Source organism: Haladaptatus sp. QDMS2 (genome assembly GCF_029338295.1).
In the GTDB taxonomy this organism is placed as follows: Archaea; Halobacteriota; Halobacteria; order Halobacteriales; family Halococcaceae; genus QDMS2.
In genome coordinates, this window is sequence record NZ_CP119792.1 from 235695 (window position 1) to 252464 (window position 16770).

Annotated in this window: 15 protein-coding genes; 6 read left to right on the forward strand and 9 right to left on the reverse strand. The window is 63.7% G+C overall.

What is annotated here, in order from left to right:
* Window positions 1-36 precede the first annotated feature (36 nt).
* The 4 genes from P1M51_RS17150 (at window position 37) to P1M51_RS17165 (ending at window position 3805) form a co-directional block, all read left to right on the forward strand.
* Complete coding sequence (locus tag P1M51_RS17150) at window positions 37-324, forward strand: hypothetical protein (protein WP_276248913.1); 288 nt, start codon at window positions 37-39, stop codon at window positions 322-324.
* Window positions 325-1368: a hypothetical protein gene (locus P1M51_RS17155; RefSeq protein ID WP_276248912.1), complete on the forward strand. Its 1044-nt coding sequence runs from the start codon at window positions 325-327 to the stop codon at window positions 1366-1368.
* Between the two features lie 51 nt (window positions 1369-1419).
* Window positions 1420-2523, forward strand: coding sequence for a mandelate racemase/muconate lactonizing enzyme family protein (locus tag P1M51_RS17160; RefSeq protein ID WP_276248911.1), 1104 nt, complete (start codon window positions 1420-1422; stop codon window positions 2521-2523).
* A 61-nt stretch (window positions 2524-2584) separates the two neighbouring features.
* The gene (locus tag P1M51_RS17165) at window positions 2585-3805 is read left to right on the forward strand and encodes a mandelate racemase/muconate lactonizing enzyme family protein (protein WP_276248910.1); all 1221 of its coding nucleotides are present in this window, start codon (window positions 2585-2587) and stop codon (window positions 3803-3805) included.
* Window position 3806: 1 nt separating this feature from the next.
* On the opposite strand, the gene P1M51_RS17170 is transcribed toward P1M51_RS17165, so the two are convergent.
* The 4 genes from P1M51_RS17170 to P1M51_RS17185 all read right to left on the reverse strand — a co-directional run bounded on the left by P1M51_RS17170 (window position 3807) and on the right by P1M51_RS17185 (window position 9033).
* Window positions 3807-5330 carry an alpha-N-arabinofuranosidase gene (locus tag P1M51_RS17170; RefSeq protein WP_276248909.1) on the reverse strand — a complete coding sequence of 508 codons (1524 nt, stop codon included), beginning with the start codon at window positions 5328-5330 and terminating at the stop codon, window positions 3807-3809.
* Between the two features lie 79 nt (window positions 5331-5409).
* The gene (locus P1M51_RS17175; RefSeq protein ID WP_276275200.1) at window positions 5410-6543 is read right to left on the reverse strand and encodes a mandelate racemase/muconate lactonizing enzyme family protein; all 1134 of its coding nucleotides are present in this window, start codon (window positions 6541-6543) and stop codon (window positions 5410-5412) included.
* Between the two features lie 50 nt (window positions 6544-6593).
* Entirely contained in the window at window positions 6594-7808 is a 1215-nt protein-coding gene (locus P1M51_RS17180; protein ID WP_276275201.1) for a mandelate racemase/muconate lactonizing enzyme family protein, read from the reverse strand.
* 58 nt (window positions 7809-7866) lie between these two features.
* Complete coding sequence (locus P1M51_RS17185; protein WP_276275202.1) at window positions 7867-9033, reverse strand: mandelate racemase/muconate lactonizing enzyme family protein; 1167 nt, start codon at window positions 9031-9033, stop codon at window positions 7867-7869.
* Window positions 9034-9126: 93 nt separating this feature from the next.
* On the opposite strand from P1M51_RS17185, the gene P1M51_RS17190 reads away from it, so the two are divergent.
* On the forward strand, window positions 9127-9474 hold the full coding sequence (locus P1M51_RS17190) for a cupin domain-containing protein (RefSeq protein ID WP_276275203.1): 348 nt from the start codon (window positions 9127-9129) through the stop codon (window positions 9472-9474).
* On the opposite strand, the gene P1M51_RS17195 is transcribed toward P1M51_RS17190, so the two are convergent.
* The 4 genes from P1M51_RS17195 to P1M51_RS17210 all read right to left on the reverse strand — a co-directional run bounded on the left by P1M51_RS17195 (window position 9475) and on the right by P1M51_RS17210 (window position 14123).
* On the reverse strand, window positions 9475-10560 hold the full coding sequence (locus P1M51_RS17195; protein ID WP_276275204.1) for a hypothetical protein: 1086 nt from the start codon (window positions 10558-10560) through the stop codon (window positions 9475-9477).
* A gap of 36 nt (window positions 10561-10596) precedes the next feature.
* Window positions 10597-12792 carry an LUD domain-containing protein gene (locus P1M51_RS17200; RefSeq protein WP_276275205.1) on the reverse strand — a complete coding sequence of 732 codons (2196 nt, stop codon included), beginning with the start codon at window positions 12790-12792 and terminating at the stop codon, window positions 10597-10599.
* Complete coding sequence (locus P1M51_RS17205) at window positions 12789-13298, reverse strand: LUD domain-containing protein (RefSeq protein WP_276248902.1); 510 nt, start codon at window positions 13296-13298, stop codon at window positions 12789-12791. Before P1M51_RS17205 ends, P1M51_RS17200 begins: the two co-directional genes overlap by 4 nt.
* A gap of 75 nt (window positions 13299-13373) precedes the next feature.
* Window positions 13374-14123, reverse strand: coding sequence for an HAD-IIA family hydrolase (locus tag P1M51_RS17210; RefSeq protein WP_276275206.1), 750 nt, complete (start codon window positions 14121-14123; stop codon window positions 13374-13376).
* A 139-nt stretch (window positions 14124-14262) separates the two neighbouring features.
* Between P1M51_RS17210 and P1M51_RS17215 the strand changes: the two genes are divergently transcribed.
* Window positions 14263-15456, forward strand: a complete 1194-nt coding sequence (locus P1M51_RS17215; RefSeq protein ID WP_276248900.1) for an iron-containing alcohol dehydrogenase — start codon at window positions 14263-14265, stop codon at window positions 15454-15456.
* A 1-nt stretch (window position 15457) separates the two neighbouring features.
* On the opposite strand, the gene P1M51_RS17220 is transcribed toward P1M51_RS17215, so the two are convergent.
* The gene (locus tag P1M51_RS17220; RefSeq protein ID WP_276248899.1) at window positions 15458-16720 is read right to left on the reverse strand and encodes a mandelate racemase/muconate lactonizing enzyme family protein; all 1263 of its coding nucleotides are present in this window, start codon (window positions 16718-16720) and stop codon (window positions 15458-15460) included.
* Window positions 16721-16770: the final 50 nt, after the last annotated feature.

Here is a 16770-nt window from a genome sequence, read left to right on the forward strand (position 1 = left end):
TGCAACATTTATAACGACCCACTCGCAATCTGGCGTATGGCATACGGTCCCGATGCGATCATCGAACTCATCGACGAAGCCGGGTGGACGTACCCGGTGACGGTTCGTCGCCTCGAAAGCGAGTACTCGCTCGCGAACGTCCAGGTGGATGCGAAGGGCAACTCCATCATGCTGGCAGAACTGTTCTTGGACGCAGACGTGGACCGGTTCGAGAGCGAAGCAGACCTGCGACGGAAACTCGAACCCATCTTCAAAGCCGAGAGCAAATCGAGAGAAAAGAGCCTCGTCGGACGGTTGAAACAGACTTTCTTCGGTGGCAACTAGATGGTGAACAAGCTTCGCATCCTCTCGCTCGTGTCGGGATTGTTCCTCATCCTGTTGAGCGGGTGGGCTGCGACGCGCTACGCTGCGGGTCCCACCGCTTTCCTCCCCGGTGTACTCCTCGGCATCGTCATCCTCGTCCTCCCGACGGCGCTCGCCCACGGAAAACTCTGGCAGCGCCGGGGCCACCGCTACATCAGGAGTCGCCGGTCTACGACCAACGAGATTGGTTCGACGTACGTCTCTACGGCTTCCGACCCGGACCCCGAGGCGGCGCTCGCGGAAATCGTGGCGGCCATCCGCGACGGGGATGCGTACGAAGCCGTCAGGCGAGAACCGTTCTCCGAAGGCGACGGCCTGCTCGTCACCCATGCTGGGTTCCACAACTCGTTCGTCCGCGTCACGGAGGCGGGAAAACTCGTCGTGACCGGCGCGTCGAAGAAGACGGGCGAGCTCGCCGCCCACATCGGTGACCTGCGCGGACTCACCCTGCGAAACCAGTCGAACAACCCGTTCCTCCAGCCGATTCCGGTGCGCGGGTCCTCACGGGTGTTCTTGAGTCTCGGTCTCGTCGCCATGCTCGTCGTCGGCACGAGCGGCGTGTTCGGGGCGGCCTACCCGCTCGCGGCGTACAACACCGCAGAGAAGGGCGTATTCGTCTCCTACGACGCGCGTGAGGATTTCGACCCCGGGACGTCTGCCGCCGAAGTCCGGCTCGCGAAGGCCTCGTTCATGGTCGATGCAATCTCCGAGGAGGCGGTCGAAATTTCCTGGGAACGCAATAACTCACAGTACGTCCGACAGAACGGCGAACAGGCGCTTGCGATGAGCCAGGACGTGAGAATCATCCTGGGAGAAGTCGAATCTGGGTCGTCCACCCCCAAGCAACGAGCCGAAGCTGACGCCATCGAGGTGGAACTCCACGAGGCGGAACGACGGGTCGCCGAGGCCCTCACCGCCCGGCTCGCGAACGGGACGGTCCACGACCCAGAACGAGTGCGCGCGGTCCGCGACGACCTGCGCGTGGCGGCGAACACCACCGTCTGAATTGGTCTCACCCAAACTGTTTTTATCCCGTGCCGTATGGACACAGGTGGCATGGAAATCACGGAAATCGAGACGTTTGCCGTCTCTATCCCCTTAGAAGAGCCGGTGGCATTCGCCACACGCGTCGTCGAAGAGCGGGACCACGCAATCGTGTACGTCAGAACCGCAGACGGAACGGAAGGTCTCGGCTACTCCCTCGGCTACGGCGGGGCACAGCTCATCGCAGACGCTGCCTCGGACGTCCTCGGCCCGATGATAATGGGCGAAGACCCGCGAGATACGGAACGCCTCTGGCGGGAGATGTTCGATGGGACGGTCCAGATTGGCCGGAAAGGCGTGATGCTGCGGGCCATTTCGTGTATCGACATCGCCCTCTGGGATATCAAGGCGAAGGCGGCGGGGATGCCGCTGTACAAACTGCTCGGCGGGAGCAAGGAGAAGATTCCCGCGTACGCGAGCGGCGGGTACTACCGCGAGACGAAGGGACTGGACGGCCTCCGCGAGGAGATGGAAACCTACGTCGACCGCGGGCACGACGTGGTGAAGATGAAAGTAGGCCGCGAATCGCTGGCCGACGAGGTAGAGCGCGTGCGAACGGTTCGGGAGGCAATCGGCCCTCATCGAACGCTGCTCATGGACGCGAACGGCAAGTGGCAGAACAAACAGGAGGCGGTGCGCGCCTGCCGCGCCTTCGCCGAATTCGACCCGTACTTCATCGAGGAACCGGTGATGCCAGACAGCATCGACCTGATGAGCGAGGTGAACGACGCGCTCCCGTATCCGGTCGCCGCGGGTGAACTCGAGTTCAATCGCTACGGCTTCGAGCATCTGATGGACTCGGGAGCGGTCGAAATCGTCCAGCCTGACGTGAGCGTCGTCGGCGGCGTCACAGAGTGGCTTCGCGTCGCCCACGCCGCCGCTGCCCGTGACATTCCAGTGGCTCCCCACTACAACTGGGACCTCCACGTTCACCTGCTTGGGGCCATCGAAAACGGCCTGTGGGCCGAGTTCTTCTACCGCGACTCGGACGTGAAGGCGTTCGACGACGTGCTCGTCCACCCGATGGAGGCGAAAAACGGGATGCTCGAAATACCGGACCGCAACGGTCACGGCGTCGAACTCGACCACGAGGCGCTCGAACGGTTCCGTATCTGACGGCCACAAATGTAGCGACGCGAGGGTTTATGCGACCTCGCGTCACACGTCAACCAGACGCATGCGAGACTTTTCCAACCACGCGACCAACCGCGGAGCGGGACGCGACGTGAAGATTACGGACATCGAGACGTGCATCGTGAAAGGCAACTTCGAGTGGAACCTCGTGAAGGTACACACCGATGCCGGCGTGACCGGCATCGGCGAATCCTACCGCGGCGGTGGGGTCCCCGAGATAATGGAGTACATGAAGCGATTTCTCATCGGGGAGAACCCACTCGACGTCGAACGACTGTTCCGACGGATGGTCCAGGAAACCTCGGGACACAGCGGGACGACCGGCAAAGTCGTGACCGCCGCCACCGGCATCGAAATCGCCCTCTGGGACATCGCCGGAAAGGTCCTCGGCGTGCCAGTCTACCAGTTGCTGGGCGGGAAATACCGTGACGAGGTGCGCATCTACTGTGACTGTCACGCAGGCGAGGCGTTCGCCCTCGAACACGGCTACCACTCGCCCGCCTCAGACGACGCCTACTCGGTCGAAGCCTACGCTCAAGAGGCTGGTCGCGTCGTCGACATGGGCTTCTCTGCGCTCAAGTTCGACTTAGACCAGCCGTTCGACAACCACCCCGATCCGTACAACGGACGGGTGAGCAACGCCGCTATCGAGCGCAAACGAGAGACCGTCGAAGCCATCCGCGACGAAATCGGCTACGACATCGACCTCGCGTTCGACATCCACTGGGACTACTCGATGGACAGCGCAAAACGTATCTGCCAGAAGTTAGAGCCATACGACCTGATGTGGCTCGAAGACCCGGTTCCGCCGGAGAACATGGAAGCCCAGCGCGAGATTACGCGCTTCTCTCGGGTGCCGATTGCGACGGGTGAAAATCGCTTCCGCGTCCACGAGTTCAAGCATCTGCTCTACGACTTCGGCGTCGACATCATCACGCCCGATCCATCCACCTGTGGCGGCCTCGCGGAGTCGAAGGCAATCGCCAATCGCGCAGAGGAGAATTACATCGCGTTCTCGCCGCACAACGTCTGTAGTCCCATCGGGACGATGGCGTGCGTCCACCTCGGCGCGAGCGTGCCGAACTTCGACGTACTCGAATACCACGCTCTCGAAGTGGACTGGTGGGACGACCTGCTCGTCCGTGAGGAACCGCTCATTCAGGACGGCTACATCGAGGTGCCAGAGACGCCCGGCCTCGGCATCGAACTCGACGACGAGGTGGCACAGGAACACCTCCTCGACCCCGGCACGATGTACGCCTGATTCAGCCCTCGAATTGAATTCCGACGACCGACGACGCCGGCGCGTCCACGCCGACGCGTCCGTCTGCTTCTATGGTTACGTCGAGCAACTCCGATTCGAACGCCGCGGCGTTCGCCGCCGTCGTGTGCGCCGCTGGCGCGTGACCCTCGAAGAGAACCCTCGCCTCGACACCGGTCTGTTCTCCATTCCCGTCCATCGCAATCTGGACTGTACGCTCGTCAAGGTCGCGATTGCTGAGGGTGAGGAACACCCCGGACTCGTCGCGGGAGGCGGACGCACTTACCAGTGCCACCTCGGTTGTCTCGTCGCCGTCGACGACGGAGCGCGACGCGGTCTCCACGTCGGTTCGAAGCGCTTTCGAGCCCATATGAGGACGGTAGAGGTCGAACACTCGGTAGGTCGGCGTCGCCCACGCCGACTCCTCGTCGGTCTGAACCATACACTGGAGCACGTTTATCGTCTGTGCGATGTTCGCCATCGAGACCACATCCGCCCGATCGTTGAGCATGTCCAGAACGCCCGCCGCGGTGAGTGCGTCGCGGACCGTCTGTTCCTGTTCGAGACCGTTTGCTGGGGTCGCCTGCGGATGCCAGACTCCCCACTCGTCTACAATGATGCCGACCGACTCGTCGGGGACGAACGACGAGAGTACCGCCGCTGCGCGGTCGACGTCGTCAGCAACGGCCTTCGCTCTCGCGAAAAGTCGGAAGTACTGTTCGTCGGTGAAGTCGGTGTCTTCGCCAGCTTCGTAGTACCGGTGGACGGAGATGTGGTCGAGCAGTTCGTACCCACCGATGTCGGCGATCGCCCCGCTCTCGCCCAGCGTCTGCATGAACTGTCGGTTCCAGTCTGGGTCGTTGTCGCCGCAGGCGACGAGTTCGAGCGACCGTTCGCCGAGCACCCGTTCGAACGCCCGCAGGTAGTTCGCGAACCGACGGTACTCCTGAGCGTAGGTATCCGGGTCGTACCGACCACCACAACCCCAGTTCTCGTTACCGACGCCCCAGTACCTGACGTCGTGGGGTTCCTCGTGACCATTTTTGACTCGTTTTCGTGCATACTCGGTGTCGCCGTCGTGGTTGCAGTACTCTACCCAATCGACTGCCTCGCCAGGAGACCCCGAGCCGACGTTCGCGGCGAGGTAGGGTTCCGCCCCGACGGTGCGACAGACACGGAGGAATTCCTCGGTTCCGAAGGCATTCGACTCCTCCCAGCTGTCGTCGCGCCCCTGCGCCCACCAGAGACTTCGGCGACGCGGGCGCTCCTCCCGCGGACCGATGCCGTCCTCCCAGTGGTAGTCGTCTGCGAAACACCCGCCTGGCCAGCGCAATACTGGCGGGTCGAGAGAAGAGAGAAGCGAGAGCGTGTCGGCGCGAACGCCGTCAATCGTCTCTACGTTCTCATCGTCACCTACCCAGAGGCCGCCGTAGATGCAGCGACCGAGGTGCTCCGCGAAATGACCGTAAATCTCTGGGGCGATGCGGCTGATAGGCGTTGCTGTCCGCACGCGAATCGTATCTGTCATCGGTGTCTAACTCCGTCAGTGAGGTGTGTGGCCACACCGCATCGACGCGTGGGTGGTGACAATATTTTCCTCGTCTTTGCTATTCCGTGCGAAACCGTTCGACTGCGTCCTCGTTCACCGAGACGCCGAGCCCCGGCCCCTGCGGGACGGCGAGCGACCCGCCGGTCGGGTCGAGCGGCGCGTCGAGGAGTTCGTCGCGCAGCGGGTTCTGGCTCCGGTCGAACTCGAACAGCAACGGTTCTGGCACGTTTTCGTTGTGTGGATAGGACGGCAAACTCGCGGCGAACTGAAGGGCGGCGGCCACGCCGACGGCCCCGTTCCAGACGTGCGGGTACACGGCAACGTTCTCGGTGGTGGCCCACTTCGCCAGGAATCGCGACTCTGAAAAGCCGCCGGCACGCCCGAGGTCTGGCTGGATGATGTCCACACCGTGGTCGGCGATGAGGCGTTTGTAGTCGAACCGGCCGAAGTGCGATTCGCCCGTGGCGACGGGCACGTCCACCCGGTCGGTGAGTTTCCGGAGGCCCGTGTAGTCCTCGGGCGGCACCGGCTCCTCTATCCACGTGAGGTCGTAGGGTTCGAGGGCGTTCGCGGACTGAATGGCTTGTTTGAGCCGATAATTGCCGTTGTAATCGACCATCAGGTGGGCGTCGTCACCGAGGAGTTCTCTGGCCGTCGCCACCCGCTCGACGTCGTCTTCGACGCTGCGGCCGATTTTGAGTTTCGCAGCCGTGAACCCCTCTTCGACGGCGCGTTCGATTGGTTCCGCCGGGTCCTCGCCCCACTCGGTAATGTACATCGTCGAGGCGTAGGGTGTCACCGCCTCGGTCTGCTGGCCACCGAGCAATCGGTAGATGGGTTCGCCCGTCGCCTTGCCGATGAGGTCCCAGAGCGCGATGTCCACCGCGCTCACCGCGCTCTGGAGGATGGGGCCGCCACCCAGATTGTAGGCCTCCTGGTGGGTTCGCTCGGTAAGGGTTTCGACCTCGTATGGACTCGCGCCTTCGACCATCGGTGCGAGAACTTCTTCGACGGCCGTCGCGGTCGTCTGTGGCGGAGCCAGCGCCTCGCCGTAGCCCACTTCGCCGGTCGTCGTTTCGACGCGGACGAGCATCGCGCTTCGCGTGTCCATGACGCCGCGGGCGTGACCGAAGGCACGTCCGTCTTCGAGGGGATACGAAAGCGGTATTGCCGCTACTGAATCGACTTGCATAGTCTGAGTCGCGTGGCGCGTCGCATAAAACCTCGTTCCTCGGTAACAGGTTACGCGTCGAGGAATTCGGTCCAGGGGCCGTCGATGTGTGGGTACTCCTCGACCACGTCGAGGTTGACCGTGACGCCGAGGCCCGGGCCGTCGGGGAGCGAGAAGTGACCGCCCTCGATTCCGAGGTCCTCCTGAATGATGTCCTCGGCGAGGGGGAACGGGTACATCCCGGCCACGTCGTCGCCGAAGACGGGGTATTCGAGCGGTTCGGCCATGGGAATCGCGGCGGCGAGGTGGGCGTTCGCCACGAGGCCGAGGTGCGTCCCGAAGTTGTGCGGGAGAAAGGTCACGTCACGGTCTCGGCACGCTTCGACGACTTCCCAGCAACCGGTAAAGCCGCGGTGGTGGCGAACGTCTCCCTGCAGGAAGCCAACGGCATCGGTGTCTGCGAGGGCCAGCAACCCCTCGGGAGATTCCTCGCTCTCGCCACCCGCGAGGGGAACGTCAACTTGGGCGGCAAGCCTGCGGTAGGCGTCGTAGTCGGCGGGGGGAACGGGTTCTTCGAGCCAATACGGGTCGAATGCCTCCATCTCGCGGACGAGCGAGACTAGTTCGTCGAACGAGTAGGACGCATCGCCGAGTTTCCACCAGGTGTGGGCGTCCACCATGATTTCCACGTCGTCGCCGACTGCCTCCCGGATGAGTTCGATGGTTCGCAGGTCCTCGTCGTATCCGAGACCGGGGCGATACTTATACCCGCGAAAGCCGCGGTCTGCGATTGCGCGGGCCTGTTTTGCATAGCCCTCCGGTGGCATGTACATCCCGGCGCTCGCATACAAGGGAAGTTCCGTGCGGACGTCGCCGTCCGCGAGCAGGTCGTAAATCGGCGCACCTTGTCGCTTGCCGAGGATGTCGTGGTACGCGATGTCGACGGCGGAAATCGCCTGCGATTCGAGCATCTCGGGGAGGTCGAGGTCTTCGATTCGCGCTCGAACGTCGGCGGGGCCGGAGAGCGGGCCCTCGGTCAGCGCGGGGGCGACCATGTCTTCGAGGACGCCCGCGAAGTCGCTGTGGGAGGCTCCTTCGAAGTATTCACGCATCGCCGAACTCGTCGCGCCACCCGTCGCGACGCCGCGCTCTCCGTCTGCGGTTTCGACGACGACGAGGACCACGTCGCGCTTCAGCAGGCGGCGAACCCCACCGGCGTAGTGGCGGTCCTGGGGCGGGTCGATGGGCGAGGAGAGATTGTACGCACTAATCGTATCGAGTTGCATGCGAGAGAGTCACTGACACGTGAGTACAAAGAACTGCCGCTTTCGGTAACTATCCTGCTCAGAAGACGTATTCCGGACCTTCTTCGTACTCGAAACGGTCCATGAGGTCCTCCCGGAGCGTAAAGCCGAGGCCGGGTTCGTCGGGGGCGTAAACGCGCCCGTCGCGGATGTCGAACGACTCCTCGAAGAGGTCGGTCATGAGCGGCATGTGGGCCTGCCCGACTTCGAGGATGTGGCAGTTGGGAATCGCCATGGCGAGGTGGATGCTCGCGGCGACGAGGACGCCGCTCCCCCAGGCGTGGGGGGCGACCCGGAGACCGTGCGCGGAGGCGAGCGCCGCGATGCGCTTGATTTCCGTGATGCCACCCGCCCGCGAAACGTCCGGCTGGGCGATGTCCGTCGCGCCCTGTGCAAAGAGGCTCTGGAAGTCAAAGCGCGTCCACTCGCGCTCGCCAGTTGCAATGGGGATGGTCGTGGCCCGGCGCACTTCCGCGAGGCCGGCGTGGTCGTCGGGCGAAATCGGCTCTTCGAACCACGCGAGGTCATAGGGTTCGAGCCGGTCGGCGAGGCGAATAGCGGTCGAAACGTCGAGCGACCCGTGGGCGTCAATCATCAGCTCCACGTCGTCGCCGATGCCCCGCCGGGCGGCCTCGACCCGGCGGACGGTGTTCTCGATGGAGAAACCGTCCTTTCCGACCACGCGCATCTTCACGGCGTCGAACCCCTGGTCTGCGTAGCCGCGCATCTCGGCTTCCGCTTCCTCGCCGGGTGCCCAGCCACCGCTCGCGTAGCCTCGGATGGAGTCACGCACCCCGCCGAGCAAGCGGTAGATGGGCTGGTCGAGTGCCTTTCCCTTCAGGTCCCAGAGGGCGATGTCGAGCCCCGAAATCGCTTCGAGCGTGAGTCCCCGGCGGTCCTCACGTGGTTGAGAGTACCCGCGTTCGAGCGACGGTTTCCATCGCGACCCGTTGTACAGCTTTTCCCACAGGCGTTCTGTGTAAAGCGGGTCTTCGCCCTTCAGCAGCGGCGCGAGTTCGTGTTCGACGATGGACTGAATCGTCGGCGGATTGCCGAGTGACGCACCGACGCCCCGGTGGCCGTCGTCCGTCTCCACGAAAACGAGCGTCGTGTCGGTTTTGACCTTCGTCCCGAGGTCGGTTCGGTGACGTTTTTCCTCCGGAATCCGGTTCGACAGCGGAACCGCTCGTACGTCAGTGATTCGCATGGCTGAGACGACGGTGAGCAATGATATAAGGTTCCGGTCGCCCACCCCCCAACCTACCGCAAAGGCTTATGCGCTGGCCCGTGACGCGATGACATGGCACTGACCGTACAGCCAGCGGACGTACTGGACGCCTACGAGGCCGACGACGGAATCGAACTGCGGCCACTCGTGAGCAGCGACGACCTGATGGTCGTCCGCGTGGACATCGCGCCGGGGGCGACCCTCAGAATCCACGACCACCCCCACGAGCAGGCAGGCTACGTCGCGGAGGGCGCGTTCACGTTCACCGGCGACGAGACCCGCGAAGTTGAGAAGGGCGACGGTTACTACGTCCCGCCGGGGCACAAACACGGCGTCGAAGGCGGCGAGGAACCCGCTGTCGCCATCGACGTGTTCACCCCCGCCCGTGACTCCTACCGAGAGTTGTTCGACCATCTCTGATTATTGGTCGGTGAGCGCGTCCACGCAGACCACGCCGAGTTTCGTTCCGTCCGGGGACGTGACCGCCGCGAATAATTCGCGAATATCTGCGTCGGCGCTCGAAGCGTTATCGAGGGACCGCACACGTACCGTGTAGGCACCCCATCGCAGAATGTCGTCGTCCCCCTCCTGGACCGTCTGATTGCGTTCCTGACCGGCCCGCGAGACAGATTGCCAGCGGTCGATATCGACGCGGTAGGTTCGGTTCGCGGGCGTCTCGTAGGCGACGACGTGGGTCACGACCGGTGCTTCGCCGCTCGTGTAGTCGTTCGGGTCGTACGATGTGAGATTCATCTCGAAATCGCTCGTCCACCCCTCCAGTCCCGTCGCCGACGCGCCGGTCACGACCCGCGGACGCAGTGTCTTCGGATGGGCCGTGGTCGGCGGCGGCGGACAGGCCGACGGAATGTCGGAGGCAATCGCGGCGGCCGCCGGTTCGACTGGGGTTGCCGAGATGGACGTTCCCGTTGCCGTCGAGTCTGGCTGGTTGCCACCCATTACAGGCACGTTCGAGAGGATTCCCGCCTGGGTCACGAGGGCCGCAACGGCCACGACGACGGCGAACGCGGCGAGTCGGGAACGAGCACGGCGGCCCGTAAGTGAGGTGCGAACACGCCCGAGGGCTGCCCCCGTCGTTTCGACCCGCTCCCAGTGAGACGGGCCGAGTGGCCCTGCTTCGAGGTGGTCCTCCCAGAGTTGCTCTCGGTCCGGGCCGGAGAGGCCGTACAGGAAGCGTTCTGCGAGGGCGGATTCAGACACCACCGTCTCGGTCTGATGAGTTCGTGAGAGAAAGGCAACGGCGAGCGGCGTTCGCGCGACGACGAGGTCTACCTCATCGCTAATGAGGGGCGCGAACGCGGTGGCGAGCGTGCTGCTCACGACGCGAATGACGACCCGAGAATCGGATTGCGTCGCCGTGACGAAGACACCGGAAACGGTGGTGTCCCATCCGCGTGCTTCCCAGAGCGCGGCGACGAATTGGACGAATCCGTCCGCTGAGAGTGCACGAATCGCCCGCGTGAATTGTGTTCTGTCGGTCGATTCCATGGTACTATTTGCGTCGGTGAGTGAGGGAAGGCCCCCTTACGACCGGTCGGGGGCGATGAGTTCGATTGGGTGGCGCGTGCCGTCGTCGAAAACGGCGTCGAGTTGTTCGAGACACGAGGTCCCACTCGCGACCTTCTCGCGGTCGTGGTGGCCCGCGAACTCGTCACGGAGATCCGCACCGACGTCCATACTGAGTTCGTAGTATTCGGTTTTGTAACCGAACGACCCGGCCATCCCACAGCACTCCGCGTCCGAGGTCACGACGTCGAAGTTGCGGTCGTTGAGCACGGCCTCGGTGTAGGCTTCGAGCCCCAGGGTGCGCTGCTGACAGTGGCTATGGTAGGCGATTTCGCGCCCGCGCCCGTCCGCGAGTGCTTCTGGGTCCGCGCCGTTTTCGAGCAGTCCGTAGACGTACTCGAACACCTCGTAACTCGCGTCTGAGAGACGTTCGTGGGAGCGTTCGGGAAGCAACTTCTCGTACTCGCTTCTGAACATCGCGAGGTCGCTCGGTTCGACGACGACCACGTCGCGCCCGGCGTCGACGTGTTCTACGAGCGCACCGTACACTTCGCTCGCCCGGGCGTCGGCCGTCGAAATCATCCCCTGCGAGAGGGGTGCACGCCCGCTCTCGGTCACGTCGGGAATGTGGACGCGAACACCGAGGGCTTCGAGAGTTCGAACCGCCGCTTTCCCGCGCTCGACCTGCACGTAGTTCGTGTAGGGGTCCGCGTAGAGCACGGCTTCGCGCTCTGCGTCGGCCACCGCTGACCCACCTCGGGCGTCGAACCATTTTCTGAGGGTCGTGCGCTCGAAAGAAGGCAGGTCGCGGCGACTGTCAATGCCCACAGTTCGTTCCATTAGGTCGCGGACCGGACCTGCCTGTGCGACCCAGTTCGAGAGCGGGGCTGTCGCGCTCCCGAGTTTGGCGACCGTCTCGAAGTTGCCGAAGAAGCGTTTCTGCAGGTCGATGCCACCTTCCTCTTCGTCGGGGGTGAGGCCGTCTACGAGCCAGTCGAGTTCCGTGTCCTCGCCGCGATTGACCCGGTCGCGGACGACCGTGTTAATCCACGGAATGTCGATTTTCACCGGGCAGGCGGTCACACACCGCGAACACCCGGTACAGAGGTCGTTGAACTCGCCCGCGGTCTCCGTCCCGTAGATGCCCGCTTCCCAGCCGGTGGCGATGCCGCCGGTGTAGGTCTCGCCGCCAAAGGCGTGGCCGCCGACGTGCTGGAAGTTCGCGCAGGTGTTCGCACAGGCCCCACACCGGATGCAGTAGAGCGTCTCGCGCAACTGGTCGTCTTCGCGCATGTCGAGGCGGCCGTTGTCCACCAGCACGAGGTGGAAGTTGCGGTCACCCTCGGCTTCAGAGAGTGGGGCGTCGGAATCGAAATTGAGTGCCGGCGAATCGACCGGCGGCGAGAACATCGAGATGTACTGCGGGAAGTCCTGTCCCGTCGCCGCGCGAGCGATGAGTTCTGTGAAGGGAGTGAGTTGTTCGACGGAAGGGAGCAGTTTTTCGACGCCCGCCACGGCGACGTGGGTGTCGGGCGTGACCGCACACTTGCGAGCGTTCCCCTCGTTCGTGACGATGACGATGCTCCCGCTCTCCGCGAGAACGAAGTTCGCGCCGGTCATGCCCACGTCGGCCTCGACGATTTTGTCGAGCAGGTAGTCCCGGGCGAAGTTCGTCAGTTCCTCCGCGGTTTCGAGCGGTTCGTCGAGGTCGAAGTGGCCGTTGAACAGCTCCGCGATTTCCGCCGTCGATTTGTGGAGCGACGGACCGACGAGATGGGAGGGAGCCTCACCAGCCACCTGAATCACGAACTCGCCGAGGTCCGTCTCGAACACTTCGAACCCGGCCGCTTCGAGGTGGTCGTTGAGTTCGAGTTCTTCCGTGGTCATCGACTTGCTCTTTACGAGAGACTCTGCGTCTTTCTCGTCCATGACCGACTCGATGTAGCGGTTCGCGTCTTCGTCGTCGTCTGCGAGGTAGACCGTCCCGCCGTTCGCCTCCACGCTCTCTCTGACCTGGTCGAGGAGGTCCGGCAGGTTTGCGATGGCGTCTTCCTTGATTGCGCGGGCTTCGGTACGAGCCGCCTCGTAGCTGTCGAAGCGCTCGATGGCGTCGTACCGCTCGCGGTTCATGTGAACCGTGTTTTCGTGGATGGTGTCGCGTTCGGTTTCGAGCAGGTGGCGGATGTGTTCCGCCTTGCGTCGTGCGTCGCTCATTTGTCACTCACGACGATGACGTGGATGTTCTTTGGCCCGTGGACGCCGTAGACGAGCGCGCCCATGTCGCCGGTCGCACTCGGCCCCGTGGCGAGGACGAGGCTGTCGTCGCCCGCGTCGAACTCGTCAGCGAGTTGGTCGACGAGCGTCGGCACGTCTTCAAGCAGTTGGCTCTGCTTGACGACAGCGACGTGATTCTCCGGGTAGAGGCTCACCGCCTCAGAGCCCTTTTCGTCTGAAGGAACCGCGAGGGTGCCGTATGCGGCCACGGCGTGGCGAACGCCCGTGACGCCGGTCTCGGCAGCAAGCAGTTCGTCAGGCGTCGGGTCCACCGTAACCGGTGCGTCACCGTAGGAGAGGTCCGGGTCTTCGAAATCGATGCCGACAGCCGGTTCGACGACTGCGTCAGCCACCGCATCGGCGAATTCGTCACTGGTCGTCTGCGTGAGGGTTGTGCCCTGCGCCCGCAACGACGTCTCGAACGAAGCGGTCGGTTCTGTAGCCATACATGTCACACTCGACCGGAGTGGGTTAATGTTTGCTTGTCATGGCCACGCATACGCGGCAACGCTTTCCCCCTCTCACTCGAACAGCGCCCGCAGGTCGGTGATAGTCTCGTCTGGGGCTGGTCCGTTCGCGGTCTCCCTCGCGTGTGCGGTCACGAGGATACCATCGATGCCGGCCGCACGTGCGCCCGCGATGTCTGCATCGGGCGAGTCGCCGACCATCGCAATCTGCCCAGAGAGCCCCGAGAGTGCCTGTTCGAACAATGTCGCGTGTGGTTTACCGACCACCACGGGATCCCTCCCGACGGTCGCTCGAATCGCCGCGACGAGCGCGCCGGTCCCCGGTTCGAGGCCGCGAGGCGTCGGGTAGCTTCCGTCTTCGTTCGCGGCAACGAATCGCGCGTCGTGGTCGAGAATCTGTCTCGCTGCTTGCGCGATGTCGTCGTAGGTGACGGTGCGGTCGAGGCCGACGACGACGGCGTCTGCGGGTGCATCCGTGACGGCGATTCCCACCCGCCGAATTTCCGTTTTGAATCCCTCCGGGGCGAGAACGTAGGCTGACTCAACGCCTTCAGCCTGCAGATACTGCGCCGTCGCCGAGGCGGCGGTGAACACCTCGTCTGTAGACGCCTCAACGCCCAAGTCGCGGAGTCGCGCTGCGATTTCCTCGCGAGTCGACCGGGAGTTGTTGGTGACGAACCTGACTGGCGTGTCACATTCACGGAGGCGAGCGATGGACTCGACTGCTCCGCGGACGGGTTCGTCACCGACGTACACCACGCCATCGAGGTCGAAGCAAAACGCGTCGTACCGGGTTGCGAGCATTGCCTGAGCTTCGCCGTCCCCGCACTTGAGTCTCACGTCGGATGAGTGGGGTGACGGGTGCTTGAGAATCGACCAGTCTGTGCCGTGGGAACTTTCCGCTGTCCAAGGCTATAAGGCGATTTGCCGGGTGTGTCCACGTATGACAGACGGGGTCAGCACCATCACCGAGACGTACAGCATCCACTCGCCCGCAGCCATCAGGTACGGCGTCGGGGCGACCGAGGAACTGGTCGAGTTCGCCACGACGGAGGAGGTAGAACGGGCACTGGTCGTCACCGACGAGGACATCGTCGCGGCGGGCGTCGTCGAACCCGTCGTTACCGCGCTCGAACGCGCCGACGTGACGGTGTCCACCTACGACGGCGTGAAACCGGAACCGAAACTCTCGATGGTCGAGGACGTGGTTTCCGTCCTCGCCGAAGACGATTTCGACCTCGTGCTGGGCGTGGGTGGCGGGAGCAGCATGGACACGGCGAAGGTCGCCGCCGCGCTCGCCGTCCACGACGTGCCCATCAGGAGCGTCGTCGGGATGGGGAACGTCCCGGGGAAGGGCCTCCCGCTCGTCCTCCTTCCCACTACCGCGGGCACGGGCAGTGAAGTCACTCACATCGGCGTCTTCTCCGACGCCCAGGACGGCGGGAACAAGGTCGTCGTCTACTCCGAACACCTGTTCGCCGACCTCGCAATCGTGGACCCCGCGCTCACCGAATCCCTGCCGAAACCCGTGGCGGCCGCGACGGGGATGGACGCGCTCACCCACGCCATCGAAGCCTACGTCACCATGCTTCGAACGCCGTACTCAGACGGCCTCGCCCGACAGGCAATCGAGTTGCTCGGGAACAACCTTCGGGCCGCAGTCCACCAGGGGCCGAACAACGACGAAGCGCGATACAACGTGAGTTTCGCCGCGACGATTGCGGGCCAGGCGTTCGTCAACTCCGGCCTCGGGGCGGTCCACGCGCTGACCTACCCGCTCGGCATCGAGTACGGTATCGGCCACGGCCTCGCGAACGCCGTCTTGCTCCCGCACGTCATGGCGTACAACCTGCCCGCAGAACCGGAACGCTACGCCGAAATTGCACGACTGCTCGGCGAGGAACGCGAATCCGGCGACACCACGCTGGACATGGCGAAAAAGAGCGTCGACGCCGTCTTCGCGCTCAACGAGGACATCGGGATTCCGACCCAAATCCGCGACCTCGGCGAAATCGACCGCGAAGAGTTTACGGACTTCGCGGACACCTGTTTCGAATACTCGAAACACAACATCGACCGCAACCCCCGGTCACTCACCCGGGAGGACGTGGTCGAAATCTTCGAAAACGCCTACTGACTCAGGCGAGGTCGAACAGTTCCTGCCCCGGAGCCAGATGCGGTTCGATGGCGTCGGGGTCGAGTTCGATACCGAGGCCCGGTTTTTCGGGCACTTCGATGACGCCGTCTTCGATGAGCGGGCCGCCAGTGTGCATGTCGTCCCACCACTCGACCTCACGGGCGTGCCATTCGAGTGCGAAGGCATTTGGAACCGTCGCGCAGGTGTGGACGCTCGCGATGGTCCCGACCGGACTCGAGATGTTGTGTGGGGCGACCGGAATGTCGAAGGCGTCTGCGAGCGTCGCAATTTTCCGGAATTCGAGCAGGCCGCCACACTTCTGGATGTCCGGGGCGATGATGTCCACCGCCTGTTCGGTGACGAACGGGACGAACCCTTCGACGCGAGTGAGGTTCTCGCCGGCGAGAATTGGTGTCTGCGTCCCGTCGGTGACCTTCAGATGGGCGTCCACGTTCTCCGGTGGAACCGGGTCTTCGATCCAGTCGAGGTCGAACGGTTCGACGCCGCGTGCGATTTTCACCGCCGTCTCCGTCGAGAAGTTCCAGTGTAGGTCGAATCCGAGCGTCGGGTCGGTGCCAATCTCCTCGCGCACGGCCTCCACAATGTCGATTTTGTGCTGGATGGCGTCGTTCGAGAGTCGTCGAGTTGCCGTGTCTGCATCCTCGATTTTCACGTCGAGGTCGAACTTGAGCGCGTCGAAGCCCTCGTCTACGACCTCGCGGGCGACGCTGGCGTACGACTCGGGCGAGTAGATTTCCCGGGGGTCTGCGTCCGTCGCCTCCGCGAGATTCTCACCCGCGTGGCAGTCTGCGTAAATCTCCACCTCGTCGCGGTACTTTCCGCCGAGCAACTGGTACACCGGGAGCCCGGTGACCTTGCCAGCGATGTCCCAGAGGGCGATTTCGATGCCGCTCACCGCCGCCTGTGAGTAGCCGAGCGACCCGCCGAGTCCCGAGACGAGCTGGGTCATGTGTTCGACGAGTCGGTCTACGTCGAGTGGATTTTGCCCGACCAGCCCGGGTTTGAGAAACTCGACGTACTCGCCTGCCGGACCGGGAAACGCCTCCCCGATGCCGTACACGTCCGAATCGGTTTCGACCTTGATGAGGTTCCACGGGAAGTTCCCCTCGACCACGACACACTCGATACCCGTGATTTGCACGTCTCGTTCGGCAGCGCGTCGCTGGCCCGACTCGCGGAGGTCGCGCCACCCCTGCCCGCCGGTCATATCTGCCACTAACTGTCGGTACTTCGACTGTTGCATACACCGAGACGGTTGCTAGCGACTCACAAAGAGGTTCGGGTCCCGACGAA